The organism is Thermanaerothrix sp. (assembly GCA_026417795.1).
In the GTDB taxonomy this organism is placed as follows: domain Bacteria; phylum Synergistota; class Synergistia; order Synergistales; family Synergistaceae; genus Thermanaerovibrio.
In genome coordinates this window covers 1-23,853 of the sequence record JAOACP010000030.1, presented here as the reverse complement: position 1 = coordinate 23,853, position 23,853 = coordinate 1, and the positions used below count along the sequence as shown (strand labels likewise).

Sequence of the window (23,853 nt, the reverse complement as noted above, 5' to 3'; positions counted from 1 at the left end):
GTGTATAAGAGACCGCACACGTAGTGCCCTATGGCGTGCATCAGGTGGGTCTTTCCAAGCCCCACGCCTCCCCATATGAAGAGCGGGTTGTAGGCCACCCCCGGGGACTCCGCCGCCGCCAGGGACGCCGCGTGGGCCAGGCGGTTTGACTTGCCCACCACGAAGGTGTCGAACACGTAGTTGGGGTTCAGCCCGCTCCTGTTGGGCGACTGGGGCATGGCCGCCGCCTCCGCCCTCTTCTGCTCGTTGGGCCTTATCTCGGACCCCACCCGCAGCTCCACGTCCTCCGCAACCCCCAAGGCCCTTATGAGCTCCTTAAGGGACGTGAGAAACCGGCTTTGGATCTGTTCCTTTATGAACACGTTGGGAACGTCCAAAACCAGAACCCCGCCGGTTATCTCCAGGGGAAGACAGGTCTTAAGCCACGTGCCGGCGGCCCCGGGGGGCAGCACGTCCCTTCCCTTCTCCAGTATCTCGTTCCACAGGACCTTAAGGTCTTCCAATTTCCTCACCTCGCCGGGCCATGGGGCCCCGTTTGCGTTGCCTTCATCTGGCTTGCTCCAAGAAGACAAGAAATGAAAAAGAGCAGGTTCCGGGGCGGTCCGCCGCGCTAACTTCCTTCTCGCTTCTTGTTGGTGGATAACCCTCCGCGGCGCCTTAGAAACCGTGTTTTGGCCCTCCACAAAGGCCACGGCCTTGAAACGATGGGTGGGTAAATGCGCTTAGCTCCACCCTCCCAAGGGGCCCCTTTTGTGGATAAGTTTACCCCAAAACCCCCTCGTCCACCCACATGGAATCGGGGTGTATCATTTTACCACGAAATTATCCACAGGGGTTTTCCACATTTCCACAACTTGCCGTTGGATTTGTGGATTTCCTAAACCCTTGTGGCCAGTGGATCCATGTGGATCATGTGGATTTAGACAATTTGACGATGCCAAACCAACCCCAAGCGAAGAGGAGATCTACGGATGTGGAAAGTTATCCACCGCGGTGGATAACTTTTGTGGACAAAACCGTGGGATTCCTCAAAGGTCTTGCGGGGTCCATGCCGAAGGTCTTCTTAAGGCAGGAGGATAGGGCCCTCAGCATTGGAGTTTTAGGTTGCAGGCGATTTCATGGGATATAATCCACGGTGGAGTTTGTGAAGGTAATATTAGGATTAGGGTCCGCAAGCGCGGCCTTTTCAAATGAAGGAAGGGGGGTCCCTTTTTGAGCGAGGGGATTCTTCACGTGATAAGCCACACGGACCTGGACGGCATAACCGCCGCGGCGGTGGCGTGGCACGCAAACCGGCGGCGTCGATGGCCCATAAAGGTGACCCTTTGCGGCTACGGGGAGGTGGACTCCCTGGTGGCCTACGGGCTTTCCAAGGGGGAGGACCTTTTGGTGTTGGACCTGTTCTGCCAAAGGCAGGATACGGTGGACATGCTGGACCGGGCCTTCGACGGGGTGGAGCTCAAAAGGCCGGTTTTCTTCGACCACCACAGTAGCACCATGGAGAAGTACGGGAACCGCAAGTGGCTAAAGGTGGACACCTCCATGTGCGCCGCCAAGGTCTACTACTCCTGGCTTCTCTCGTCCCAGGGAGAGGATGGATTGGACAGGGATGCCCTTTCGGAGATGGGGGAGCTTGTAGAGATAGCCAACGACCGGGACCTTTGGCTTGGCAATCGGCAGGAGTCCAGGCTCTGGCAGGCGTTGGTCACGGTGCTGGGGCCCCACGGGGCTCTGATGCGGCTTTCGGTGAACCGCTCCCACGCCATGGACCCGGCGGAAGAGGCCGCCGCCAGCGAGTTCGTGGCCTTGCAGGATGAGCGGTTCCGGCGGGCCCTCTCAAGCCTTGAGCGGCGGGGGGATCTGGCTATGCTGGACGACGGGATACTGGAGTTCGGCGACGTGTCGGACTTCTGCGGCATGGTCTTGGACCGCATGGAGAACCCCCCTCTGGCGGTGGCGGTCCTGGCCCGCCGCCAGGCGGGGGATTGGGCGGTGTCCATAAGGAGCCGCTCGGGCCTTTCCGGCAGGATGGTGGCCCTCTTGAAGGACGGAAGGAAGGTCCGGGGAGGGGGGCACGACGACGCGGCGGCGGTGTACTTCCCATCCAACTTCTCCAAGGAGCAGATATTCTCGTCCCTCACCGCCGCCATGAAGAGCCACCGGGAGAGCACCATGGGCACCGGCATGACCATAGGGGACATCCTAAAGGGGAAGCTGGGACAGGATGGCTAGGAACAGGATAGCGGTGCTGTACGCCACCGTTGGAACCGGACACAAGACCGCCGCCGTGGCCCTGTCCGATTGGATCAGGACCCAGTACCCCGAGTGCCAGGTGGTGTGTCTTGACGTGCTGTCCTTCGGCTCCCCCTTCGTAAAGGCCTTCATCGCCAACTCGTACCTGGAGATGGTAAAGCGTGCCCCGAGGCTCTGGGGATACTTCTACGACTCCATGGACGACCCCAAGGCCCGGGACGGGGTCTTGAACTCCATAAACGAGCTCACCGCCAGGATAAACCTAAGGCGCCTCATAAAGCGCCTTAGGGCCTTCAACCCCGACGCCATAGTGTTCACCCACTTCTTCGGCGCCGGCCCCATCGCGGAGGAGTTCCTTGGCAAGGTGCCGGTCTATTACCTCAACACCGACTTCCTAAGCCACGTGTTCCATCGGAACCCCCTCTTCCGGGGCTGGTTCGTGGCCAGCAGGGAGGCGGTGCTGCAGTACAACTGCGACGGCATCTTCGACCGGGTGTGGTTCACCGGCATACCCGTGGCCCGTTCCTTCGTCTCACCAAGGCCCAGGGAGGAGGCCTTGAGGGAGCTGGGCCTTGAGGACAGGACCACCGTGCTGGTGATGAGCGGCGGCATCGGCGTGGGGCCCCTGGAGGATGCGGTTGAAACCCTGTCCAAGCGGGACCGCTGGCAGGTGCTGGTGGTGTGCGGAAACAACCGTTCCCGCTTGAGCGGCATGATGAGGGCCTTCGGGGACAAGCCCAACGTGCGGGTCTTCGGCTACGTGGACCCCATAAACCCCCTCTACGAGGCGGCGGACGCGGTGGTCATGAAACCCGGTGGGCTCAGCTCCTCGGAGGTGCTGTGCATGGAGAAGCCCATGTTCCTCATGGACCCCATACCGGGGCAGGAACAGCGGAACAGCGACTACCTGCTGGAGAACGGCGCCGCCAAGGCCGTGTTCCACGTCCGGGCGGTGGACCTAAAGGTGGAGGAGGTACTGTCCGATCACAAAGCCAGGTCCTCGCTCATCGAAAATTGCCGGCGCCTCAAACGCCCCTTCGCCGGGAGGGACGTGGCTAAGATATTGATGGAGAATGGGGATTAACTATTATTTATTTATGTGCTATTATTCACCCGGGGGGGTAGGCCATAGAAGTTTGTTCTTGGGGGGACCAGGTCTCCCGGGGGGTGTTAGACATGGAGAGCGTTGAAAACTTCATGTGCGATTTCTTCACCAGGCAGGAGGTCTACAGGATCTTCTTCAAGGAGTCGCTGGTGGGGGCGGTGTTCTGTTCCCCTCGGGGATTGGTGTTGGACGCCAACACCTCCATATGCGGCATGCTGGGGCACTTCAGGCACTCGGTGGTGGGCCGCCCCATAGGTGATTTCCTGCAGAGGGGCTCCAAACGGCACGTCATAGGGCCCTTGCGGCGCCTCATGGCGGGCAAGAGCAGGAACGAGCGGGTTGACTGCCGGCTCGTGAAGGCCTGCGGATCCCCCATGGAGGCCAGGGTGTTCGTCTCCAAGGTGGAGGACCGGGACGGGATGATAAGGGGCTACCTCCTGCAGGTGATAGACATAACCGACTCCAAGGAGCGGGAGCGGGCCATAAAGGCCATGGCGCTTAAGGACCCCCTCACGGACCTCCCAAACCGGGCTGCCTGCTTCGAGGAGATAGAGCTGGCCATAATGGAGTCCTCCGCCGATGACTCCAACTTCGCCCTCATATTCATAGACCTGGACGGCTTCAAGGAGATAAACGACGGCTTGGGTCACCTCATGGGGGACGAGACCCTTAAAGAGGTGGCCAAGCGGCTTAAAAGGTGCGTGAGATCCTCGGACCTGGTGTCCCGCATCGGGGGAGACGAGTTCGTCATGATAATAAAGGGCCTTGCCTGCGAGGAGTCCGCCTTCTCCGTGGTGGCCAAGGTGGCCTCCCAGTTCGACAGGCCCGTGGAGGTGAAGGGCATGTCCATCCCCATCGGCGCAAGCCTCGGGATAGCCATCTTCCCAAGGGACGGCAGGGACTCCATAACCCTCATGCAGCGGGCCGACGAGGCCATGTACCTCCACAAGGCCTCGAAGGCCTGACGCCACCCACCTCCATCAGAAACCCTCACGGCCCCTTGGGGCCCCCCATCGCCCACGGAAGCACTGGGATAAGGAGATAAAAATCGTTTTTGATTTTTCGCCGCCTTTGACACAGGGGGGCTTCTTTGCTGTACAATCCCCTTAAAGGAACATATAAACCGATGGGGGGTATGAGAGATGGGATACTTCGAGCCCGCGGGTGAGATGAGGCCAGAGGATCGGGACATATCCAGGGCCCTTGCGAGCCTTAGGGAAGAGGTGGAGGCCATAGACTACTACCATCAGAGGGCGTCCCTTACCGCCGACCAGGAGCTGAAGGCCCTTTTGCTCCACAACCGGGACGAGGAGATAGAGCACGCCGCCATGTGCGTTGAGTGGCTGCGCCGGAAGCTGCCTGCCATGGACGAGGCCCTTAGGACCTACCTATTCACCACCGTTCCGGTGACCCAGGTGGAGGAGGCCGCCACCGGCGGGGAGGGCGGGAAGCTGGGATCGGAACCCTCCGGGTCCCTCGGCATAGGCAAGCTGTAGCTGGGAAGGGGAACTTTGGAGGTTCGCGGCCCCTTTGAGTTTAGATCGAAAAGATCGAAGGGAGGGTTTCTTATGGACGTTCTGAAGAGGAAGTTCGCCCCCATAAGCGATGAGGCCTGGGCGGTTTTGGATCAGCAGGCCCGGGTGGTTTTGAAGGAGAACCTTTCCGCCAGGCGGTTCGTGGACGTTTTAGGCCCCATGGGATGGGACTTCCACGGCTTCGGCACCGGCAAGCTCATGCTCCCGGAGGGTCAGCAGAAGGGGGCGGTGCAGTACGGCATCCGCCAGTTCCAGCCCATGGTGGAGGCCCGGGTGTCCTTTGAGATGAGCATATGGGACCTGGACGACATATCAAGGGGCGCCAAGGACGTGGACCTATCCTCCCTTGAGGAGGCGGCGAGGAAGATCGCCGCCTTTGAGGAGAAGGCGGTGTACCACGGTATGGACGACGGCTGCATAGAGGGGCTCATCAAGGGGGCCGCCCATTCCATGGAGCTGAGCGTGTCCAAGAGCAAGGACATGATAATGGGCGTGGCCAAGGCGGTGAGGTCCATGGAGACGGTGGTGGAGGGCCCCTTCGCCCTGGTGGGAGGGGAGAAGCTCTTCGCCGCCGTGGACTCCTTCTCGGAGCCGTATCCCATGAGGAAGAACCTCTCAGAGCTGGTGGACAGGCTCATCTACGCCCCTTCCCTGGAGGGGGCCCTCCTGGTGTCCCTGAAGGGAGGCCACATGGAGCTAACCCTGGGGCAGGACATGTCCTTGGGATACGAGTCCCACGACTCCACCACCGTGAGGCTCTTCTTCACCGAGACCTTCGCCTTCAGGATACTGGAGCCCCGGGCGGTGACGGCCCTTAAGCTTAAGTAAGGGCTTAAAAAGGGGGCCATAGCACTGCAACCCCGCGGCCCTGCTGGGGCGGCGGGGTTTTTTCGTGGCTGCGGGACGGAGCGTCAACGAAGGAACAAGGCCCCCATGGCGCCGGATAGTATCACGATCAGCGGGTATCTGCTCCTCAGGGGGCCCAGGCTTGCAAGAAGCAGGGAGCAGAGGAACAGCCCCCACTCCATGGGGCCCGTGAGCGACGACCGGGCTATGTAGAGGAAAGCCATGACCATTAGCCCCGTGACCGGGCCCTTTATGGAGTTCCCAAAGCGGCTTTCAAGATGGGGCCTCGTCTTGAAGAGGCCTTTGGCGGCGTAAAGCAGCGCAAGGGGGCCTAATATGGCGCTTAGGGTGCAGAGCGCGGCGCCTAAGAGCCCCCCCTTGTAGAACCCCACCAGGGTGGCGCCGTTTATCACAAGAGGTCCCGGGGTCACCTGGGAGAGCCCAAGCAGGGTCAGGAACTTCCCTGGCTCCAGCAGGTTTTTCGCCATGAGCTCGTGTTTTATTATGGGCACCGTGGAGATGCCCCCGCCGAAGGCCATGAGGCCTATCTTCAGGAAAGCCGCCGCGGCCTTGAGGAGCTCAGCGCCTGCCAAGCCAAACACCCCCCTATGCATATCATAAGCCCCAATAGGGGCGGCGCCCCCGCCATGGAAAGGGCCAGAAACCCCAAAAGCCCCCCCAGGGCCCAGGGGCCTGCGAGGTTGTGCCTTGCGGACTGGATCACCGCCCGTAGGATCAGGGCGGAGGAGGCGCATAGCACCCCCTTGACGAAGCCCTTAAGCCAAGGGCTTGAGAGGTGCGAGAGGAAAAAGGGACCCAGGAGCAGCACCGAAAGGAACGGCGGGGACAACACCCCAAGAACCGCCGCCGCGGCCCCCAGGGGGCCCCAGGTTTTGTGTCCCGCCAGGGCGGCGAAGTTCACCGCCACGGCCCCCGGCACCGATGAGGCCAGGTTGGTCATCTCCATGGCCTCGTCGGGGGTCATGATGTTTAAGGATATGAGCCGCTCCCTGCCCATGGCCACCAGCACCAGACCTCCGCCGAAGGTGACGGAGCTCAGCTTGAAGAACTCCCAGTAAAGGGCCAGGGGGCCCATGGCTAGCCCTCCGAAGCCGCCCCGGCCGCGTCCTTCAAACCGTCTTTGTGGTCCAGCCGGGTCAGCATGAGCCCCATGTCGTTCCTGGTGACCGGCACCGTGAAGTCCGCCCCGGAGCCCTCCTCCCCGAAGGTGAAGGTCCTTACGTCGGCGGCCTTTAGGGCCTCCTCCCGGTCCTTCCAGGCTATCAAGAGGTCCAGCTCCCCCGAGTAGTGGTCCAGGTGCTCCCAGGAGGGGATCTCGAACACCCGGTAGCCCCAGGAGGACAGGAAGCTTCCGTAGAGCTTGGCGTGCCGCTTGGGCATCATGAGGCCTATCCGTTCGGAGCCAAGGCGCTTTAAAGGCTCCTCGTGGCCCCACTCCTTGATGACCGGAAGCTCCACCAGGAACTTGGTGCCCTGGCCTATGCGGGACGAGGCGTCTATGGATCCCCCCAGCTGCCGCACCAGGTCCTTCACCACCGATATGCCTATGCCGTGCCCCCTTGGGTTCTGGGAGCCCTCGTAGAGGATGCGCTTTATCTGGTGGTCCTCCATGCCGGGCCCGTCGTCGGCTATCTCCATGCGAAGCACAGGGCCCCTCCTGGACTGCCCCATGGCGCAGGTTACGCTCACCGTCCCGTGGGGCTTCTTGGAGTCTTTTATGGCCTGGGCGGCGTTTATGGTCAAGTTGAAGACCACCCTTCCCAGGTCCTCGGGCACCCCGAAGAGGATGGCCCGGTGGCAGCCGTCGTCCACCTTGAGCCTGAGGGACACCCCCTTTACGGAGGCGGAGAGCATGTCCGCCATCTCCTCCAGCACCAGCGTGGCGGCGAAGGGCATCGCCTCGAAGATGCTTGAGCCCTTGAGCAGCCGCACCACCCACTCGGTGATGTTCCGAGCCTTGATCGCCCCACGTCTTAAGCGCTTTATCTCCCCCGATACGTCCCTGCCGGACAGGGCCTTGTTCTCCATGAGGTCGATGGACTGTGTCATTATGGTGAACAGGTTGTTGAGGTCGTGGGCCCACCCCATCACCGCCCCCTCCAGGGGCATGCCCTCCACCTCCTTGCTCCTGGGGGCCAAGAGCGTACCGGTGGCCGCCACCTGACCCCTGGACGTGGGTTTGAACCGGAAGCGCAGGGACGGCAGGTTCCGCCCCCTCTGGAAGGTTCGCTGCACCGGCTTGTGCCGGGACCGGCACTCCTCCACCGCCTGGCCCCACACTTTAAGGTCAAGCCCAAGGGCGGAGAGGAACCTTGGGTCCCTGGTCACCCCCTCGGGGTCCCAAAGCACCTTTTCCACGTTTCCCTCCCGGTCCAGGAGAAGCTCAAGAAAGGATTGGTCCGCCATTTAGTTTCTCCTCATAAGAATGTATAGCTAATTGTAGTGCCCCACGGGGGCAGTGTATCATGAAATATATTAAATAGGAAGTCTTTGTTACATTTTATATAAAAATAAAACTCCCCGGTGCCCTGTAGGACCGGGTAGCGTGGGACTTTTAGACCAACCTAGGCGTTCTTTTAAGCCTTTTAAGGGTTATGACGGTTAAACGTTGTGTCCTACTATCTCCTGAAGGTCTTCCCTGGCGCTTTGGCCGATGGGCTTTATGCCGAAGTTGTCCACCAGCACCTGAAGGGCCTCTGCTGACAGGAAGGCGGGAAGGGAGGGGCCCAGCCTTATGTTCTTTATCCCAAGGTGCAGGAGGGTCAGCAGTATGCACACCGCCTTCTGCTCGTACCAGGAGAGGATGAGGGACAGGGGCAGGGAGTTAACGTCGGTCTTAAAGGCCTCCGCCAGGGCCAGGGCCACCCTTATGGCGGAGTAGGCGTCGTTGCACTGCCCCATGTCAAGGAGCCTTGGTATGCCTTCGATGTCGCCGAACTCCAGCTTGTTGAACCGGTACTTGCCGCAGGCTAAGGTGAGGATCACCGTGTCCTTTGGCGCCAGGGTGGCGAAGTCGGTGTAGTAGTTCCTCCCGCTCTTGGCGCCGTCGCAGCCGCCTATGAGGAAGAAGTGCTTTATCTTGCCCGCCTTCACCAGCTCTATGACCTTCGGCGCCGCCCCAAGGGTGGAGGCGTGTCCGAAGCCCACCAGGATCTCTCTGTCCTCCCCGTCCTCCTGGAATCCCTGGGTCTTGAGGGCCGCGTCTATCACCGGGGAGAAGTCCTTGCGGTCCACGTGGGTGACCCCGGGCCAGGCCACCAGTCCGGTGGTGAATATCCGGTCCTTGTAGGAGTCAAGGGGGCGCTGGATGCAGTTGGTGGTCATGAGTATGGCGCCGGGGAACTGGTCGAACTCCTTCTGCTGGTCCTGCCAGGCTCCGCCGTAGTTGCCCGCCAGGTGCTTGAAGGCCTTGAGCTTCGGGTAGCCGTGGGCTGGGAGCATCTCGCCGTGGGTGTAGATGTTTATCCCCTTCCCCTCGGTCTGCTTGAGGAGCTCGTAAAGGTCCTTGAGGTCGTGGCCGGACACCAGGATGGCCTTGCCCTTGACCGGGGTGATCCGCACCCTGGTGGGCACCGGGTCCCCGTAGGCGCCGGTGTTGGCCTTGTCCAGCATCTCCATCACCTTGAGGTTCACCTTCCCCACCTCCAGGCTTAAGGAGAGCATCTTATCCACCGTTATGTCCTCCCGGGATACCTGGTGGAGCGCCCGGTGGAAGAAGGCGAACACCTCCTGGTCCTGAACTCCCAGCACGTGGGCGTGGTCCGCGTAGGCGGCGGTTCCCTTAAGGCCGTATATCACAAGCCACTTGAGCCCCCCAAGGGTCTCGCCGTAACGCTCCATGTCCTTCTTGGGCCCCAGCTTGGAGCCCTTCAGGGCAAGGCCCTGCTGGTCCAGGGCCTCTTCCTCCTCCCACTCCTTCGGTGCATGTCCCCCCGCCAGCTTCCGGCGGATGGAGAAGCCGCGCCTTATGAAGGACTCCACCCGGTCCGGGTCGAAGTCCACGTTGGTGACGGTGGTGAAGAGCCCCTCTATGACGAAAAGGTCCACCTCCGGATCCCGGACGGACTTCTCATGGGCCAGGGAGCCCACGTCGCACAGCACCTTCACCAGCATGTCCTGAAGGTCCGCCGTCTTGGGATCCTTCCCGCAGACCCCCATTACGGAACAGCCCTTGCCCCCCGCCGCCTGCTCGCACTGGTAGCAGAACATCTCCATGAAAACCCCTCCTTCTCCGTTTGAATGGCTTAATTGCCATTATTCTAAATCATATGCTATTTTTTGGGCACCCTAAGCGCCGAAGCGGTATTCCAATGTCTTGGAGCTAAGCACCTCCCCCTCCACCGAAAGGGTTACTATCTCCATGGTGAGGTCCCTCTTCGCCGCCTCCGCCGCCTCCCGGGCGATCCTGGCAAGGCCCGAGCAGCAGGGGACCTCCATTATGGCAACCCGTACGTCCTGGACGCCGCCCCTTATGATCTCCGCCAGCTTATCCACGTAGGTGGAGGTGTCGTCCAGCTTGGGGCAGGCCATGAGGCACACCCGGTCCTCCAGCAGCCGCTCCTGGAAGCCCCTTGTCGCCACGGCGGAGCAGTCCGAGGCCAGCAAAACCTTGGCGCCCTTGAGGTAGGGGGCGTTGGCGGGCACAAGCCTGAGCTGCACCGGCCAGTTCCTAAGAAGGCTGGGCCCATTGGGCTTGGGCGCCTTAGAAGGGCCCTCATGCCCACCAAGGGACCGGGCCATGGTGCCGGGGCATCCGCAGGGCAGCGTACCCGCCTTGGCTCCCCCCGCTTCCGCCTTCCGGGCCTTCACCGCCTCCTCGTCGTAGGGGAGGGCCTCCCGCTCCTCGAAGGTTATGGCCCCCCTGGGGCACTCCCCTATGCAGTCCCCAAGGCCGTCGCAGTAGGAGTCGCTCACCAGCTCAGCCTTGCCGTCCACCAGCTGTATGGCCCCCTCGTGGCACGCGGACACGCAAAGGCCGCAGCCGTCGCACTTGTCCTTGTCGATCCTTATAACCCGCCTTACCGGCATCTCACTGATCCCCCTTCTCCTCTCTCCAGAAGTCCTCAAGGGTCGTGTCCTTAAGGAACTTGGTCACCTGATCCTGCACGTTCTCGAAAAGACCGCCGAAGATGCACCCCCGATTGAAGGGGCATACCTCCCTCCCGAGGGGGCACCCCCCAACCCGGTAGGGCCCCTCCAGGGCCTCGTAGATCTCAAGCAGGCTTACCTCCCTGGGATGCCGCTGAAGCTCCATCCCGCCGCCGGGGCCGCTCTTGGACCTTACGAACCCCAGCTTCGACAGCTGCTGAACCACCTTGGAAAGGTGCGCCACCGAGGCCCCCATCTGCTCCGCCATGTCCTTGACCGTGAGCCTCCCAACCCCGGGCTTCGCTAAGAGCACCAGGGCGTGGAGCCCCAGCGACGCCGCCTCCGAAAGCCTTATGACGTCCCTCATCTTCATCCACCTCGGGCATGATCATATTCTGGTATTAGAATACCTGAATTCTTTGTTTTGTCAACTCCCCCAGGTGGGGTAGAATTTGGGTGTGCCAGGTCCGCAGCCGGGGGGCTCGATGGCCGTGAAGATAAAGGATAAAAGACATAAAGGCCCCTGAGGGGCCGGGAGGTGTTTTAGATGGGACCTGTTTACGCTTTTGGCGGGAGGTTGTTAAAGGGCCCTTTGATCGGGCGGGCCCTTTTGGGGGCCTTGCTTTTGGCCCTGTCCGCGGCGGCCTTGGCATCGGCGGACCCTAAGGAGGACCTCAAGGTGGCCCAGGGGCTTTGCGACGCCCTCTTTGCCCGCTTCTCACCCGAGGAGGCGGCGGTCACCGTGAACGACCGGAGGGCCTTCGTTGAGGTGAAGGGGCTCCTGCTGGACGGCATCCGGGTGGACTCCATCCGCCTGGACGCCAAGATAGACCCCTTGGCCAAGGACCTCTCGTCCATGGTGCTCTTCTCCCGGGGGGAGCTCATGCTGCTTGAGAAGGACCTAAACGCCTACTTCTCCAAAAACGAGGAGAGCGGCTTTAGGGATCTCAAGTTCCGCCTTTCCCCCTCCGGGTTCGAAGCCAACGGCATCTACAGCGCCAAGTTCATCTTCAACATAACGGTGCGCCTTAGGGCCCAGGGGAAGCTGGCCCTTAGGCCGGAGGGCATATATCTGGACCAGGTGGGCTTCTTTATAGAGGGCCGCAGGCAGCCGGAGTTCTTCACCCAGGAGGTGCTAAAGTCCCTCAACCCGATACTCGCCACCTCGGACCTGCCCTTCCCGGTGATCTTCAAGGGGGTCCGCACCGGGGACGGCTACGTGGCCCTGTACTCGGACCTCATCCCCTTGTCCGGCGCCACCGCCCGGCGGGTCCGCTGAGGTGGCGCCGGTGCGGTACGGCCTTTCGGACTTCGCCGCCCTGGACTTCGAGACCGCAAACCGCTTCCACGAGAGCCCCTGCGCCCTGGGGGTGGTGGTGGTGCGGTCCTACGAGATCGTGGAGGAGGCGTCCTTTCCAATCCTTCCACACCGGGACTTCCGGTTCTTCGAGCCCATGAACGTGAACGTCCACGGCATGACGCTGGATTCGGTGGAGGGGGCCCAGGAGTTCCCCGACGTCTTCGAGGACTTCTTCGCCATGGTGAAGGGGCTTCCGCTGGTGGCCCACAACGCCCGATTCGACGGGGAGGTGCTGCTCCGCACCATGGGGCTTTACCGCATGGACCCGGTGGAGCTTAGGTTCTTCTGCTCCCTGCGGCTCGCAAGGCGGGTTTTCCGCTTAAGGCGGTGCGGCCTATCCTCCATGGCGGAACACCTGGGGATACCCTTCGATCACCACGACCCCCTGGAGGACGCCCGCCTGGCCGCCAAGGTGGCCCTGGCGGCCATGATGGAGGCGGAGAACATTGAGGACCTGCCGGCCTGGCAGGAGGAGGGGCTCCCGGACTACCAGGAGGTGCTGTCCCACGTGCAGGAGCGGATCCACCAGGTCCGCTCCTTCCGGAGGGGAAAGCGCCGAAGCGCCTGCGGAGCCGTCCCTGAGCTGCTGGAGTTGGACGTGGAGAGCGGATCCGGGTTCTTCCGCTCCTCATCATCAAACCAGATATACTTCACAACCCTCCACAGCTGCACCTGCCCCTACCACCAGAGCACCTACCGGGAGTGCAAGCACATGAGGGCCCTTAGGGACATCCTGAACCCCCAGGGGGCCTGATCCAGCACCCCTTTAAGGGGCAAGCTTTTTGGGGGGTGTTCCTTTCATGCCCTTATCATCAACCTGTATCAGGGGGGTGTGGAATTTGCCTAAGAAAGAGGTTTTCCTGGGTTCCGGTGATGGCAAGACCCGGGTGCTATTCCTTGAGGGGGACATCTGCTCCTTCCGGGGGGACGCCATAGTGAACGCCGCCAACGACCACCTGTGGATGGGAAGCGGCGTGGCGGGGGCCATAAGGCGGGCCGCGGGGGATGAGGTTGACAGGGAGGCCCGTTCCAAGGGGCCCATACCGGTGGGATCTGCGGCGGTCACCTCGCCGGGTGCCCTGCCCCTTAGGGGCATAGTGCACGCCGCGGTGATGGGGCAGGACCTCACAACCCGAGGGGATCTCATAGCCCAAGCCACCGAGGCCTCCCTCAGGGCGTGCCTTGAGAACTCCTTCCGCTCCGTGGCGTTTCCCGCCCTCGGCACCGGCGTGGGGGGCTTCCCCCTTGAGGCCTGCGGCGCCCTCATGGCCAGGGTGGTCCGGCGTTTCATCCTGGAGAACCCCGGGGCCCTGGAACTTTTGGCCTTCTTCCTGTGGGGAGAGGAGGCCTTCGAGGAGTTCACAAGGGGAGCCCTCCGGGAGCTTGCCCCGGAGGGCTGAAAAGGGGCCATGATCTTCGAGGAGGTGTAAGGCTGGGAAGGGGCCCCCTTAGGGGCCCGGCACCTCCATCTCCTCGGGGAACACCAGTTTCTCCGATGTGGTCTTGAAGGCCGTCTCCATGGCCATGAAGGCCTCCACCACCGAGGGGTCGAAGTGGTCCCCGGAGCCCTCCTCTATTATGAAAAGGCTCTCCTCGTGGCTTAAGGGGGTCTTGTAGGGCCTGTAGCACCTTAGGGCGTCGTAGACGTCCGCCACCGCCATTATCCTGGCCGCCAGGGGTATCTCCTCCCCCTTGAGCCCGTCGGGGTAGCCGGTGCCGTCCCACTTCTCGTGGTGGGACCTGGCTATCTGGATCCCCATCTGCAGCAGCGGATGCCCCGGGTACTTCTTGAGCACCTTGAGCAGCGCCTGCTCCCCCATGATGGTGTGGTTCTTCATGGCGTCGTATTCCTCGGGGGTCAACGGGGCCCTCTTAAGCAGTATGCTGTCCGGGATGCCCACCTTGCCTATGTCGTGGAGGGGGGCCGCCTTCTTGAGCAGCTCTATGAAATCATGGTCCACCTGGTCCCGGTACAGCCCAAGCTCCATGAGCCCCCTGCCCAGGAGGGCGCAGTAGTGGCTGGTCCTTATTATGTGCCCCCCGGTGGTCTCGTCCCGGGACTCCGCAAGCTCCGACAGGGCCTCTATGGTGGCGAGCTGGGCCCTCATGACCTCCTGGTCCTTGCGCTGCAGTATCCCCTCCAGCTCCCGGTTCTGCTCCAACAGCTCCCGCTGGGCCTCCCGCAACCTTATGTGGGTCCTGGCCCGGGCGGCTATCTCCTCGGGCCGGAAGGGCTTGGGCACGTAGTCCACGCCGCCCTCCAAAAAGGCCTTCGATATGTGCTGGGGGTCGTCCAGGGAGCTCACGAACATCACCGGGATCTCCCGGAGGATCTCCCGCTGCTTGAGCCGGCGGCACAGCTCAAAACCGTCCATCTCCGGCAGCACCACGTCCAGTATGAATAGGTCCGGCGGCTCCTGGTCCGCCTCGCTCAAGGCCTCCAGCGGATTGGGAAAGGTCCGCACCTCGTAACCCTGTATCCGCAGCACCTCTTCGAGGATCTGCAGGTTCATTATGGAGTCGTCCACCACGTAGACCCTGGGCCTTACCCTTGATATGGCGTACACCCCCAAGAAGACGGGCCTGGCGCACGGGACGGCGCCGAAGGAACATCCCCGTCCGGTTAGATCGGATTATATATCCATGTGGTTTATTTAACAATAATCAAACCGTCCGATTTTTACCCCTCCACCAGGGGGCCAAAGCGCCTTACGAAGGCCTCCTTCTCCATGTTGGCCGCCTGGCATAGGGCCTTAAGCCGCTCTGGGTCCTCGAAGTCCTCCTTCTCCAGGCGGATCATGTAGCGCCGGGCTATCTGGTACTGGATGGAGTTGACGTTCACCAGCCTTATCCGGGTCCTGCCGGTGGCGGGGTCCATTATGTCCTCCAGGGGTATCGGCACCAGCCGGTTGTTCTGGATCGTCACCATGGCGCCGGTGCCCCCCTGCCGCAGGTACTCGAAGGCCCCGTAGCCCAGGTTTCTGGTGTACTCCACGTCGAACCCGTTGGGGGGAGCGCACCGCACCTCGTAGCCTATCTCCTTGTCGTTCAAGGTTATCTTTATCCCAAGCTCCCTCAAGGCGGCCTTTACCCTGTCCCGCAGGATGTCCGAGAAGTTCACCTCCCCGTACCTCACGTGTCCGTGCTCGTCCCGGTCGGCGGTCTTGAGCTCCTCCAGCTCCTCCGGCGGGATCTTACTCATGAGGCCCTCCGCCACCACCGCCACCCCGTAGGCCCTGCCCATGGCAAGGCGTTTTACTATGGACCCCACGATGAGGTCCGAAAGCGCATCGAGGCTCACCCTCCCGCCGAACTCCTCGGGTATTATGGTTATGGTGGCCGCCGCCGCCTTCCCTATGCCAAGGGCCAGGTGCCCCGAGGATCGTCCCATGGTTACGCACAGGAACCACCTTCCGGTGGTCCTGGCGTCCTCCATTATGTTGGACACCAGCATGGCCCCCAGGGACCTGGCGGTCTCGAAGCCGAAGGTGGGCACCCCCTCCGGCAGTGGAAGGTCGTTGTCGATGGTCTTGGGCACGTGGGCCACCTTCAGGAGATACCCCCTCCGGCTCAACGCCTCCTGGGAGATCCTAAGGGCCGAGAAGGCTGTGTCATCCCCCCCTATGGTTATGAGGTGGGTTACCCCCGCCTCCGCCAGGGTGTCCACCGCCCGTTCCATGTCCTTGGGGTCCGCAGTTGGGTTGTGCCGGGAGGTGCGGATCACGCTTCCCCCCTCGTTGTGGATCCTGCTCACCGTCTCTATGGTGAGGGGCACGTGCTCCAGCCTTCCCTTGGATATGTGCTTGAAGCCGTCGAGAAGCCCTATCACCTCCCACCGGTGGTTCACCGCCTCTATGGCGGCGGAGCTTATGACCCCGTTTATGCCCGGCGCGGGCCCCCCTCCGCAAAGTATGGCCAGCCGGTTGTGCTTCTGCTCCATCCCCATCCCCCCTTGGCTTCGAAGTCCTTTGAACCACCGCCCAAAGAAGCAGAAAAGGGGCCCAGGGGCCCCTACATCCAAAACTCCAGGAAGTCTATCAGGAACTGATCCTTGGTCACGTACCTTATGGAGGAGATCCCAAGGGACGACGCCAGCTTCACGTTCTCCTCCCGGTCGTCCACGAAGAGAGCCTCTTGAGGTTCAAGGTCCTCGTTTCGAAGGAGGTTCTCGAAGGCCTCCCGCTGTCGCTTGGTGTAACCGGTCCGGTAGCTGTTGTACACCCCGTCGAAGAGCTGGAAGAACCGGTCCCGCCGGTCCAGCTCCTCCAACCAGTCGGTCTGATCGCTCAGGATGAAGGTCCTTATGCCCTTGGACCTTACCTTCTTCACCACCTCCACCATGTAAGGCCTTAGGACGAACCCCTTGAGGATCATCTCCCGAAGGGTCCCGTCGTCCAATGTTATGCCCGTAAGCTCCCGGAAGCGCCTCCAGAACTCCTCCTCGGCGCCCTTGCCCACGATGTAGCGGCTCTCGAACACCGCCGCCTCTGCGGCCCTCAATGTGACCTCCGGGTCCTTGCCCAGGTTCGCCGCCAGGGCGGAGATGGTATTCACGTACCCCTCCTCCGCCAGCACGCCGCCGTAGTCGAAGATTACCCCCTTAACGGGGCACCCCGTCGGCTTAGAACTTATCGTTGCCTCTTTCAATTCCAAAACTCCCCCTGTTCCGTGATGAAACGTTATGATTAAGCTAGCTTAAACTTCAATCCTCGTCAACTTCTGAGTCGAAGGCCCAGGGTTCCACGTGGATGGTGACCATGGTCCTCTCCCCCAGCTCCCGCTTTATGGCCCGTTCCGCCTCGGTGGCTATGGCGTGGGCGGCCCAAAGGGGCATGTCCGGGTCCACCAGCACGTGGGCCTCCACCGCGGAGGTGGGTCCCACCCGGCGGGTCCTCACGTGGTGGTGCCCCATGACCCCCTCGGTGGCGGCGATGGCCTTTGATATGCGCCGAAGGTCCTCCTCCGGCAGGGACCCCTCCATGAGCTCCCCAAGGCTCCGTCCCATTATGGGTATCGCCGCCCTTATTATGAAGAAGCTCACCGCCGTGGCGGCCAGGGGGTCCAGCACCGAAAAGCGCCCCCCCATAAGCCACGCCCCCCCTATCCCCGCCAGGGTCCCAACGGAAGACAAGGCGTCGGACCGGTGATCCAGCGCCTTGGCCCGCAGGGCGAAGCTCTTGAGCTCCTTCGCCCAGTCCATGGTGTACCGGTACAGCCACTCCTTTGAGACCACCGAAAGCAGCGCCGCCGCCGCCGCGAACCCCTTGGGCGGGGACGGGAAGCGGCCGTTTACGGCCTCCCATATGCCCCCAAGGCCCCCTTTGAGGATGAAGAGCCCCGCCGCCATGAGGCTTATGCCGCAAAGCCCCTCCAGCAGCGTCTCCGCCCTGCCGTGACCGTAGGCGTGGCACCGGTCGCTGGGCTTGGCGGAAAGGCGGAACCCAACCACCGCCAAAAGGTCGGTGATGAGGTCCGACATGGAATGGGTGGCGTCCGCCACCATGGCGGCGCTGTTGCCCAAAAACCCCGCCCCGTATTTCGCCACCACAAGAAACCCGTTGAGCCAAAGGCCCACCCAGCTTACCCGCTCCTCCTTGGTGCCTCGAAGGTTGTCAAACATATGCCCGCTCCTCCATTGACGTCCTCCCGCCGATCGTGTCCACTAATTATTCCACAGCTTCGCCTAGTAGGATACTTAACCCCCGCTATAGAACGCAGAACCGAGGGGCGCCAAGCTTCATCTTAAGGGCACCCCGTTATCCGCGGGCCTCACCCCCGTGGGGCCCCTTAACTCGTCCTTCGGGGCCCCACGGGGGTGTTGACAATCCGTGACCTTAGTTGTAGAATCACGATTGCAAGGCAAGGTCAATATAAATCAAACAAGAGGGGGGTTGCATCCATGTGGGGAATAACGCCTTACGGTTTCAACAGGAGAGTCAAGAGGTTGGTGGATCCCGAGGGGTTCTTCGACGACGTGGATCGGCTCTTCGACGGGTTCTTTGGAAGCGTCTCCGGCATGAGGGGGGTTGAGATGTACGAGGAGGACGGCAAGCTCCACCTCTCCGTGGAGGCCCCCGGCGTGGACCCCTCCAAGGTGGAGATAAGGGTCTTCAAGGACCGGGTAGCCCTGAGCTCCCAGGATGACGTGGAGGAGCGAAAGGAGGAGGGGAAGACCTACTACTGCAGGAGGGCCTCAAGGCGGCTTAACTACGAGATAGCCCTCCCCTTCCAGGTGGACCCCGACAAGGCCTCCGCTTCCTTTGAGAACGGCATGGTTAAGCTGGTGCTGCCCAAGGAGGGCGCCGTGGAGGGCCGGGTCCTAAGGCTGGAGTCGGGCAACTAGAATAAAGCGCAACCGCAGCCTGGAATCCCTTCCTGCCATTGAAATGCCACGCCCCGCCGGGAAACCCCGGCGGGGCGTCTTTTAAGGGCTTGGGTGCCTTGGGGCCCGACCCATCTTTCTATGGCGCCCCCGGTTGCCCTGTTTCGTCCCTAAACCTTTGATAGATCTGATCGAACTTAGAGGCCCCGCGAAGAAAGCAGGACAGCACCTTAGGGTCGAACTGCCCTTCCGACTCCTCGGCCATTATCCTCACCGCTTCGTGGTGGCTCAAGGGGGGCTTGTAGGGCCGCTGGGACCTCAGGGCGTCGTAAACGTCCACCACCGCCATGAGCCTGCCCGGAAGGGGTATCTCCTCCCCCTTAAGCCCCTTGAGGTAACCGTTGCCGTCCCACCGCTCGTGGTGGTAGCGGGTTATGAGGATCCCCATCTCCACAAAGGGGTTGTCCGGGAAGCTCCTTGCCACCTCCTCCAGGGTGACAGCCCCTATCTCCACGTGCCGCTTTACCTGATCGAACTCCTCAGGGGTGAGACGGCCGGGCTTCAAAAGCACGCTGTCCGGAAGCCCCACCTTGCCGATGTCATGCAGCACGCTGGCCTCCGGGAAGTACCGTACGAACTGCTCGTCCAGCATCCCGTCGAAGGCCCCGGCGTTGAGGACCTCCTGGAGCAAAACCCTGCAGAGCTCCCGAACCCGCTCCAGGTGCATCCCCGTGTGGTCGTCCCGCACCTCCGCCAGCTTGGCCAAGGCCCTTATCATGGCAAGCTGGGCGTCCTCGGAGCGCCGGACCTCCTGCCTTATCCGCTCCTCAAGCCTTCGGTTGTGATCCTCCAGCTCGCGCCTAAGCCGCAGGATCGAAAGGTGCGTGTTCACCCGCACCGTTAGCTCCTTCACGCTGAAGGGCTTGGTGATGTAGTCCACCCCACCGGCGTGAAAGGCGTTCACCTTTTCCTCGTCGGTGTTCACCGCGGACACGAACATCACCGGCACGTCCTCCAGCCCCGGCAGCTCCCGCAGGGCCCGGCAGGTCTCTATGCCGTCCATGCCGGGCATGTTTATGTCCATCAGCACCAGGTCCGGGGGGGTTTTCTTAGCCGCATCAAGGAACAGATCCCCCCGGGGGAACAGGAAGACCCTGTGCCCCAAGGGGCTTAGGATCTGGTCCATGACCTTCAGGTTCGACGGCGTGTCGTCCACCACCATTATGGTGGCCCGCTGGTCAGGCCCCACAGGCACCGCCCTCCGCTATCTCCATGATCGATACGTGGTCGTAGGCCGCGAAGAGACCCATCAGAAGGTCCCTGGTGCGCTCCTGGGACACCCCTTGGATGGCCCGTTTTATCTCCTCCCGGTCCCCGGTCTTAAGGGCTTCAATAAGGGCCATCCTCTCGTCATCGGTTAGCTCCGGCTCCGTCACGTCCACCTCCTGATAGGCCGTCGAATGGTCCAGTACCTCCACCGGTACCTTCAACAGGAACGATGCCCCCTTGGGGGTGTCCTCCAGCGAGAGGCTTCCTCCCATGGCAGTGGCAAAACTGTGGCTTATGGCGAGCCCCAAGCCCGCTCCCCCCTGGGGGCCGTGCTTCTCGAAGGGCTGGAAGAGCCTGTCCCTCACGGAGGGGTCCACGCCGGGGCCGCTGTCCTTAACCCGCACGCACAGGGTGCCCACCTTGCTGTACCCCTTGTCATGGATGGACTCCTTCCAGACCTCCATCACCACCTCCCCTTCACTGGTGAACTTCACCCCGTTGCCCAGGAGGTTTATCAGCACCTGGCGCAGCTTCCCCTTGTCGGCGGATATCTTCTCCGGAAGGCTCCGCAGGGTTCTGACCCTAAGATCAAGCCCCTTCTTGGAGGCCCCAAGGCTCATCATCCGCTCCACCTCGGCGAGCAGGTCCCTCAGGTTGAAGGCCTCGGCGTTTATCTTGAGCTTTCCCGCCTCCAAGGCGCTCATGTCGAGGATCTCCTCCACCACCGACAAGAGGTGGTATCCGCTTCGGTATATGGTGTCCACCCACTCCCGCACGTCCTGGGGAAGGTTTAGGTCCTCCGCCTTCGCCTTGAGCAGGTCCGCGTAACCCAGTATGGAGTTCAGCGGGGTCCTTATCTCGTGGGAAACCCTTGAGACCAGCCGGCTTCGGCTTTTGGCCTCCGCCTCCGCCTGCTCCTTGGCGGACCGCAGCATCTGCTCCGCCAGGCGCCTTGGGGTCACGTCCTTCACGGTCCCCACCGCCCTCAAGGGGCGCCCGTTGGAGTCCCGCTCGAACACCTTCCCGTGGTCCACCACCCAGAGGTAGTCGCTGAAGGCGGAGCGCTTCCGGAACTCGCACTCGTACCTGTCCGTAAGGCCGTTCATGTGGTCCTCCCAGGTCCTGAAGACCCTCTCCCGGTCCTCCGGGTGCACCGTGTCAAGCCAGTTGGGTACGTCCTCCAGGTCGTAGCCAAAGATCCGCCGGTACTGGTCGTTTACCGTCCATACGCCGGTCCTCAGGTCTATGTCCCATATGGCAAGGTCCGTGCTCTCCACCGCCATCCGAAGCCGCTCCTTGGTGTCGTTCAGGCTGTCCATCTCCTCCCTCATGCCCCGAAGCAGGACTAAGATGGCCCAAATGGCGGGGATGAAGAGCAGGGAGAAGTAAAGGGCCCCCATCAGGGCCTTCAAGGCCTCGTGGCGGGCAATGGCCAGTATGCCGGTGATCTCGTAGTCCACGCAGGCAAGGTACCGCCTGCCTCCGGGGGACACCTCCGGTACCGCCGCAGATCTGAAGGATCCCCACTGGTCGTGGTAGGTGACGAACGCGGGCTTGCCCGTGCGGAAGGCCTCCACGAACTCCTTGGGGATGTCCTCGTAGGGGTAGAAGTACCACCTGGTGCGCTTCTTGGCCTCCTCCTCCGTGACGCTGGGGGCGGAGAAGTAGAACTTACCGTCCTTCTCCGCCAGGGTGTACACGTATATGAAGCCCCCATCCTTGGCGAAGCGGTTGAAACGACGCCGGTACAGGAGCTCCTCCTCAAACAAGATGCTGTCGGGCCCCACCGCCCGGTCGTGGAAGTCCTCCGCCAGCATGTGCTTCAACGCCCTGGCGGCGGTTAGCATCCGCTCGTCCACCTGGGCCATGCGGGAGTTCACGTTTTGCACGTAGGTCCAACGGGCGAAGGCCAAAGTGCCAAGGATGTACAGCACCACCGCCGTTACCGCCTTAACCTTGAACTCCGAAAGCCTTGCCTTGTCCATCGTTACGGCCCCCACCCCCTTAAGGCCCATCCTGGGGAGCTTTAGTTTTGCAAATTATACCAAATTATACCCCCCTGCGGGCTTAAGTCCCCAAACCAGCTCCACATGACGGGGAGAGAAAAGATAGCAATCCTTTCGCAACCGGACGGCATGGCTCATACTCTTATGGATGTCTTCCTGGGGGTGATGCTGTGAGGGTGCTGGTGACCGGCACCAGGGGGAAGAGCTCGGTGGTGAGGATCATGACGGACCTGCTGGGCCTTATGGGGGGTAAGGCCCTGGGGCGGGTGACCGGCGTTGTGCCCCGGGAGATAACCCCCGCGGGCGTAAGGCGGATAAGGCGGCTTTGCCCCGCCTCGGTGGAGGAGATGAGGTGGTGGGTAAATCAGCTGCCCCAGGACCATTGGGCGGTGATGGAGAACAGCGCGGTGCGCCCGGACCTTCAGGGCCTTGGGGCCCGGTGGCTCAAGCCCCACCTGGTGGTGCTTACCTCCGCCGGATCGGACCACCAGGAGGAGTGGGGGGACATGGATCCCCTGGAGGTGTTGATGCTGGGGGTGCCCCCTAATGTCCCCCTGGCGGTGCCCTTAGAGCTGGCGGAGGCCTCCCGGGCTCTTCGGGAGAGGATGGGGCGTCCGGGGGATGTGATCAAGGTTCCAGACCTTGTGGGGCTGCCCCTGGAGGCCTTCATGGGATTTCACTGCCTTAGGAACCTTTCCCTGGCGGCGGGGGCCCTTGAAGCCCTTGGGATGGCGGTGCCCGCCGGGACGCTGCTTTCCTATGAGCCCCCTTTGGACCTTTGGGACTTCAGGGTTCTTGAGGGCGAAGGCTTCTCCCTGGCCTTCGCCTTCACCGCCAACGACGTGGAAAGCGCCCAAAGGCTTTTCACCTCCCTCGGGTGGGCCCCAGAGGAGACGGCGGTCTGGTACCACCACCGGCGGGACCGGCCGGAGAGGCTGCGCCGCTTTGGGGCTTGGATCAGCCGGGCGGGTTTTCGGCAGGTGGTTTTCACCGGCGGCTCCAGGTTCCCCTTCATGAACCCCCCGGCGCCGGGAAGGTGGGTGTTCCTTAGGAAGGCCCACGATGGGCTTAATATGCTTAGTTCCATGGGTAAGGTCTTCGGGTGCGGCAACGTGGCGGGATTCCCGTTGGATCTTGCTTTGTTGATCGGAGGTGGGGGCGGTGTTGGAGTTTAGGGATCTGTCGGTGATGGCCCTGGGGGTGTTCTTCTTCATGGTCTACCACCGGCGTACAGGCTGGCCCTGCGGGGGTCTCGTGGCGCCGGGGCTCATGGCCCTTCAGGGGGACCCTTGGGCCATGCCGGCCCTGGTGGGGCTCTCGGTTCTGGTCTTCCTCCCCCTGCGGCTTTTGGTCCTGCGGTTCGGCCTTTACGGCCGGGAGAAGGTGGGAGCTGCGCTGCTTATGGCCCTTGGCCTTAAGGGGCTGCTCCTTGGGCTGTCCTTGCATTTCCCCGGTTTTGTGCCCCAGTTCTTCGCAGACCCCCAGTGGCTGGGTTTCGTGGTGCCCGGCATAGCCGCAGCGGAGGCGGAATCGGCGGGGCTGTTGCCAGTGGCGGCGGGTCTTGTGTCGGTGGGGGCTGTCACCGCCATGGCGGCGTCGCTCCTTTGGGGGTAAGGCGCGGTGAGACGGTTTCCCCCCTTGCTTTGGGTCCTGTCCGCGGCCTTGTCCATCCTCTACGGCCTGTCCTTGATCCAGGGTCCCTTGGGATTGAGGGTGCTGTGGCAGATTGAGAGGGCTCGAAGGGTCTTGGGCTTTGAGCTGGCCCGTAGGGGGGTTCCATTGGACCAGAAGCGGCCGTTCCTCGGAGTGGAGTGGAGCGTCACCACCACCACCCAGGGGGACCTCGAGTCCAAGGTCCTGTCCGCCCGCTCCATCTGGGGCCTTAGGGCCCTTGGGTGGTTTCGTAAGGCGGGGCTGCGCCCCGGGGACGGGGTCCTGGTGTTCTCGTCCTCGTCGTTCCCCGCCCTTCTTACCTCGGTGCTGGTGGCCGCCCAGGAGGCGGGGTTGGACGTGGACCATGTGGTGTCCCTTGGGGCGTCCAGCTACGG

General features: G+C 62.2%; 23 protein-coding genes and 3 pseudogenes. 12 read left to right on the top strand and 14 right to left on the bottom strand.

All coding sequences use genetic code 11. The features are described 5' to 3' along the window. Positions 1–200: pseudogene (locus N2315_07125) on the bottom strand (DnaA/Hda family protein). A 162-nt stretch (positions 201–362) separates the two neighbouring features. Next, a pseudogene (locus N2315_07120) lies at positions 363–452 on the bottom strand (hypothetical protein). Positions 453–1,212: 760 nt separating this feature from the next. On the opposite strand from N2315_07120, the gene N2315_07115 reads away from it, so the two are divergent. The 5 genes from N2315_07115 (at position 1,213) to N2315_07095 (ending at position 5,721) form a co-directional block, all read left to right on the top strand. Continuing rightward, complete coding sequence (locus N2315_07115; GenBank protein ID MCX7828959.1) at positions 1,213–2,232, top strand: hypothetical protein; 1,020 nt, start codon at positions 1,213–1,215, stop codon at positions 2,230–2,232. Further along, positions 2,225–3,337: a glycosyltransferase gene (locus N2315_07110; GenBank protein ID MCX7828958.1), complete on the top strand. Its 1,113-nt coding sequence runs from the start codon at positions 2,225–2,227 to the stop codon at positions 3,335–3,337. The genes N2315_07115 and N2315_07110 overlap by 8 nt, the downstream gene beginning before the upstream one ends. Before the next feature lie 92 nt (positions 3,338–3,429). Beyond that, the gene (locus N2315_07105; protein MCX7828957.1) at positions 3,430–4,323 is read left to right on the top strand and encodes a sensor domain-containing diguanylate cyclase; all 894 of its coding nucleotides are present in this window, start codon (positions 3,430–3,432) and stop codon (positions 4,321–4,323) included. A 177-nt stretch (positions 4,324–4,500) separates the two neighbouring features. Next, the gene (locus N2315_07100; protein ID MCX7828956.1) at positions 4,501–4,854 is read left to right on the top strand and encodes a ferritin-like domain-containing protein; all 354 of its coding nucleotides are present in this window, start codon (positions 4,501–4,503) and stop codon (positions 4,852–4,854) included. A gap of 72 nt (positions 4,855–4,926) precedes the next feature. Further along, positions 4,927–5,721, top strand: coding sequence for a bacteriocin family protein (locus tag N2315_07095; protein ID MCX7828955.1), 795 nt, complete (start codon positions 4,927–4,929; stop codon positions 5,719–5,721). A gap of 83 nt (positions 5,722–5,804) precedes the next feature. Here N2315_07095 and N2315_07090 read toward each other — a convergent pair whose 3' ends face one another. The 6 genes from N2315_07090 to N2315_07065 all read right to left on the bottom strand — a co-directional run bounded on the left by N2315_07090 (position 5,805) and on the right by N2315_07065 (position 11,215). Further along, positions 5,805–6,332 carry a chromate transporter gene (locus N2315_07090; GenBank protein ID MCX7828954.1) on the bottom strand — a complete coding sequence of 176 codons (528 nt, stop codon included), beginning with the start codon at positions 6,330–6,332 and terminating at the stop codon, positions 5,805–5,807. Then, the gene (locus N2315_07085) at positions 6,290–6,835 is read right to left on the bottom strand and encodes a chromate transporter (protein ID MCX7828953.1); all 546 of its coding nucleotides are present in this window, start codon (positions 6,833–6,835) and stop codon (positions 6,290–6,292) included. Before N2315_07085 ends, N2315_07090 begins: the two co-directional genes overlap by 43 nt. A 2-nt stretch (positions 6,836–6,837) precedes the next feature. Then, the gene (locus tag N2315_07080) at positions 6,838–8,166 is read right to left on the bottom strand and encodes a HAMP domain-containing histidine kinase (GenBank protein ID MCX7828952.1); all 1,329 of its coding nucleotides are present in this window, start codon (positions 8,164–8,166) and stop codon (positions 6,838–6,840) included. A gap of 195 nt (positions 8,167–8,361) precedes the next feature. After that, positions 8,362–9,975 carry a hydroxylamine reductase gene (gene hcp / locus N2315_07075; protein ID MCX7828951.1) on the bottom strand — a complete coding sequence of 538 codons (1,614 nt, stop codon included), beginning with the start codon at positions 9,973–9,975 and terminating at the stop codon, positions 8,362–8,364. Between the two features lie 72 nt (positions 9,976–10,047). After that, positions 10,048–10,788, bottom strand: coding sequence for a 4Fe-4S binding protein (locus tag N2315_07070; GenBank protein ID MCX7828950.1), 741 nt, complete (start codon positions 10,786–10,788; stop codon positions 10,048–10,050). Position 10,789: 1 nt separating this feature from the next. Next, a complete protein-coding gene (locus N2315_07065; GenBank protein ID MCX7828949.1) occupies positions 10,790–11,215 on the bottom strand; it encodes an Rrf2 family transcriptional regulator in 426 nt (141 codons plus the stop codon). Positions 11,216–11,395: 180 nt separating this feature from the next. Here N2315_07065 and N2315_07060 point away from each other — a divergent pair, with 180 nt between their 5' ends. From N2315_07060 to N2315_07050, 3 genes and pseudogenes are all read left to right on the top strand, one after another. Further along, positions 11,396–12,127, top strand: a complete 732-nt coding sequence (locus N2315_07060; protein MCX7828948.1) for an LmeA family phospholipid-binding protein — start codon at positions 11,396–11,398, stop codon at positions 12,125–12,127. A gap of 100 nt (positions 12,128–12,227) precedes the next feature. After that, a pseudogene (locus tag N2315_07055) lies at positions 12,228–12,563 on the top strand (exonuclease domain-containing protein). A 484-nt stretch (positions 12,564–13,047) separates the two neighbouring features. Beyond that, positions 13,048–13,608, top strand: coding sequence for a macro domain-containing protein (locus N2315_07050; protein MCX7828947.1), 561 nt, complete (start codon positions 13,048–13,050; stop codon positions 13,606–13,608). A 48-nt stretch (positions 13,609–13,656) separates the two neighbouring features. Here the strand turns inward: N2315_07050 and N2315_07045 are convergent, their stop codons facing one another. The 4 genes from N2315_07045 to N2315_07030 all read right to left on the bottom strand — a co-directional run bounded on the left by N2315_07045 (position 13,657) and on the right by N2315_07030 (position 17,828). Continuing rightward, positions 13,657–14,775 (bottom strand): response regulator, encoded by a 1,119-nt coding sequence (locus N2315_07045; protein ID MCX7828946.1) that lies wholly within the window; start codon positions 14,773–14,775, stop codon positions 13,657–13,659. A 113-nt stretch (positions 14,776–14,888) separates the two neighbouring features. Then, positions 14,889–16,148 (bottom strand): diphosphate--fructose-6-phosphate 1-phosphotransferase, encoded by a 1,260-nt coding sequence (gene pfp, locus N2315_07040; protein MCX7828945.1) that lies wholly within the window; start codon positions 16,146–16,148, stop codon positions 14,889–14,891. 71 nt (positions 16,149–16,219) lie between these two features. Further along, the gene (locus tag N2315_07035; GenBank protein MCX7828944.1) at positions 16,220–16,855 is read right to left on the bottom strand and encodes an HAD family phosphatase; all 636 of its coding nucleotides are present in this window, start codon (positions 16,853–16,855) and stop codon (positions 16,220–16,222) included. Positions 16,856–16,910: 55 nt separating this feature from the next. Beyond that, complete coding sequence (locus tag N2315_07030) at positions 16,911–17,828, bottom strand: cation diffusion facilitator family transporter (protein MCX7828943.1); 918 nt, start codon at positions 17,826–17,828, stop codon at positions 16,911–16,913. Positions 17,829–18,107: 279 nt separating this feature from the next. Between N2315_07030 and N2315_07025 the strand changes: the two genes are divergently transcribed. Beyond that, entirely contained in the window at positions 18,108–18,551 is a 444-nt protein-coding gene (locus tag N2315_07025; protein ID MCX7828942.1) for an Hsp20/alpha crystallin family protein, read from the top strand. Between the two features lie 118 nt (positions 18,552–18,669). Here N2315_07025 and N2315_07020 read toward each other — a convergent pair whose 3' ends face one another. Both N2315_07020 and N2315_07015 read right to left on the bottom strand, forming a co-directional pair. Continuing rightward, positions 18,670–19,779: a response regulator gene (locus N2315_07020; protein ID MCX7828941.1), complete on the bottom strand. Its 1,110-nt coding sequence runs from the start codon at positions 19,777–19,779 to the stop codon at positions 18,670–18,672. Further along, entirely contained in the window at positions 19,769–21,784 is a 2,016-nt protein-coding gene (locus N2315_07015) for an ATP-binding protein (protein ID MCX7828940.1), read from the bottom strand. The genes N2315_07020 and N2315_07015 overlap by 11 nt, the downstream gene beginning before the upstream one ends. A 191-nt stretch (positions 21,785–21,975) precedes the next feature. Between N2315_07015 and N2315_07010 the strand changes: the two genes are divergently transcribed. The 3 genes from N2315_07010 to pgsW form a co-directional block, all read left to right on the top strand. Beyond that, positions 21,976–22,980 carry a Mur ligase family protein gene (locus N2315_07010; protein MCX7828939.1) on the top strand — a complete coding sequence of 335 codons (1,005 nt, stop codon included), beginning with the start codon at positions 21,976–21,978 and terminating at the stop codon, positions 22,978–22,980. Next, complete coding sequence (locus tag N2315_07005) at positions 22,970–23,419, top strand: poly-gamma-glutamate biosynthesis protein PgsC/CapC (protein ID MCX7828938.1); 450 nt, start codon at positions 22,970–22,972, stop codon at positions 23,417–23,419. The genes N2315_07010 and N2315_07005 overlap by 11 nt, the downstream gene beginning before the upstream one ends. Before the next feature lie 6 nt (positions 23,420–23,425). Beyond that, positions 23,426–23,853: poly-gamma-glutamate system protein (gene pgsW, locus N2315_07000; protein ID MCX7828937.1), on the top strand; the 428-nt coding region annotated here is incomplete at its 3' end.

What these genes read in the sequence shown, in the direction of transcription:
- N2315_07015 (MCX7828940.1), bottom strand. Translation starts at nt 21,784, where the DNA reads ATGGACAAGGCAAGGCTTTCGGAGTTCAAGGTTAAGGCGGTAACGGCG.
- N2315_07070 (MCX7828950.1), bottom strand. Translation starts at nt 10,788, where the DNA reads ATGCCGGTAAGGCGGGTTATAAGGATCGACAAGGACAAGTGCGACGGC.
- N2315_07105 (MCX7828957.1), top strand. Translation starts at nt 3,430, where the DNA reads ATGGAGAGCGTTGAAAACTTCATGTGCGATTTCTTCACCAGGCAGGAG.
- N2315_07065 (MCX7828949.1), bottom strand. Translation starts at nt 11,215, where the DNA reads ATGAGGGACGTCATAAGGCTTTCGGAGGCGGCGTCGCTGGGGCTCCAC.
- N2315_07085 (MCX7828953.1), bottom strand. Translation starts at nt 6,835, where the DNA reads ATGGGCCCCCTGGCCCTTTACTGGGAGTTCTTCAAGCTGAGCTCCGTC.
- N2315_07060 (MCX7828948.1), top strand. Translation starts at nt 11,396, where the DNA reads ATGGGACCTGTTTACGCTTTTGGCGGGAGGTTGTTAAAGGGCCCTTTG.
- N2315_07080 (MCX7828952.1), bottom strand. Translation starts at nt 8,166, where the DNA reads ATGGCGGACCAATCCTTTCTTGAGCTTCTCCTGGACCGGGAGGGAAAC.
- N2315_07095 (MCX7828955.1), top strand. Translation starts at nt 4,927, where the DNA reads ATGGACGTTCTGAAGAGGAAGTTCGCCCCCATAAGCGATGAGGCCTGG.
- pfp (MCX7828945.1), bottom strand. Translation starts at nt 16,148, where the DNA reads ATGGAGCAGAAGCACAACCGGCTGGCCATACTTTGCGGAGGGGGGCCC.
- hcp (MCX7828951.1), bottom strand. Translation starts at nt 9,975, where the DNA reads ATGGAGATGTTCTGCTACCAGTGCGAGCAGGCGGCGGGGGGCAAGGGC.
- N2315_07100 (MCX7828956.1), top strand. Translation starts at nt 4,501, where the DNA reads ATGGGATACTTCGAGCCCGCGGGTGAGATGAGGCCAGAGGATCGGGAC.
- N2315_07030 (MCX7828943.1), bottom strand. Translation starts at nt 17,828, where the DNA reads ATGTTTGACAACCTTCGAGGCACCAAGGAGGAGCGGGTAAGCTGGGTG.
- N2315_07025 (MCX7828942.1), top strand. Translation starts at nt 18,108, where the DNA reads ATGTGGGGAATAACGCCTTACGGTTTCAACAGGAGAGTCAAGAGGTTG.
- N2315_07110 (MCX7828958.1), top strand. Translation starts at nt 2,225, where the DNA reads ATGGCTAGGAACAGGATAGCGGTGCTGTACGCCACCGTTGGAACCGGA.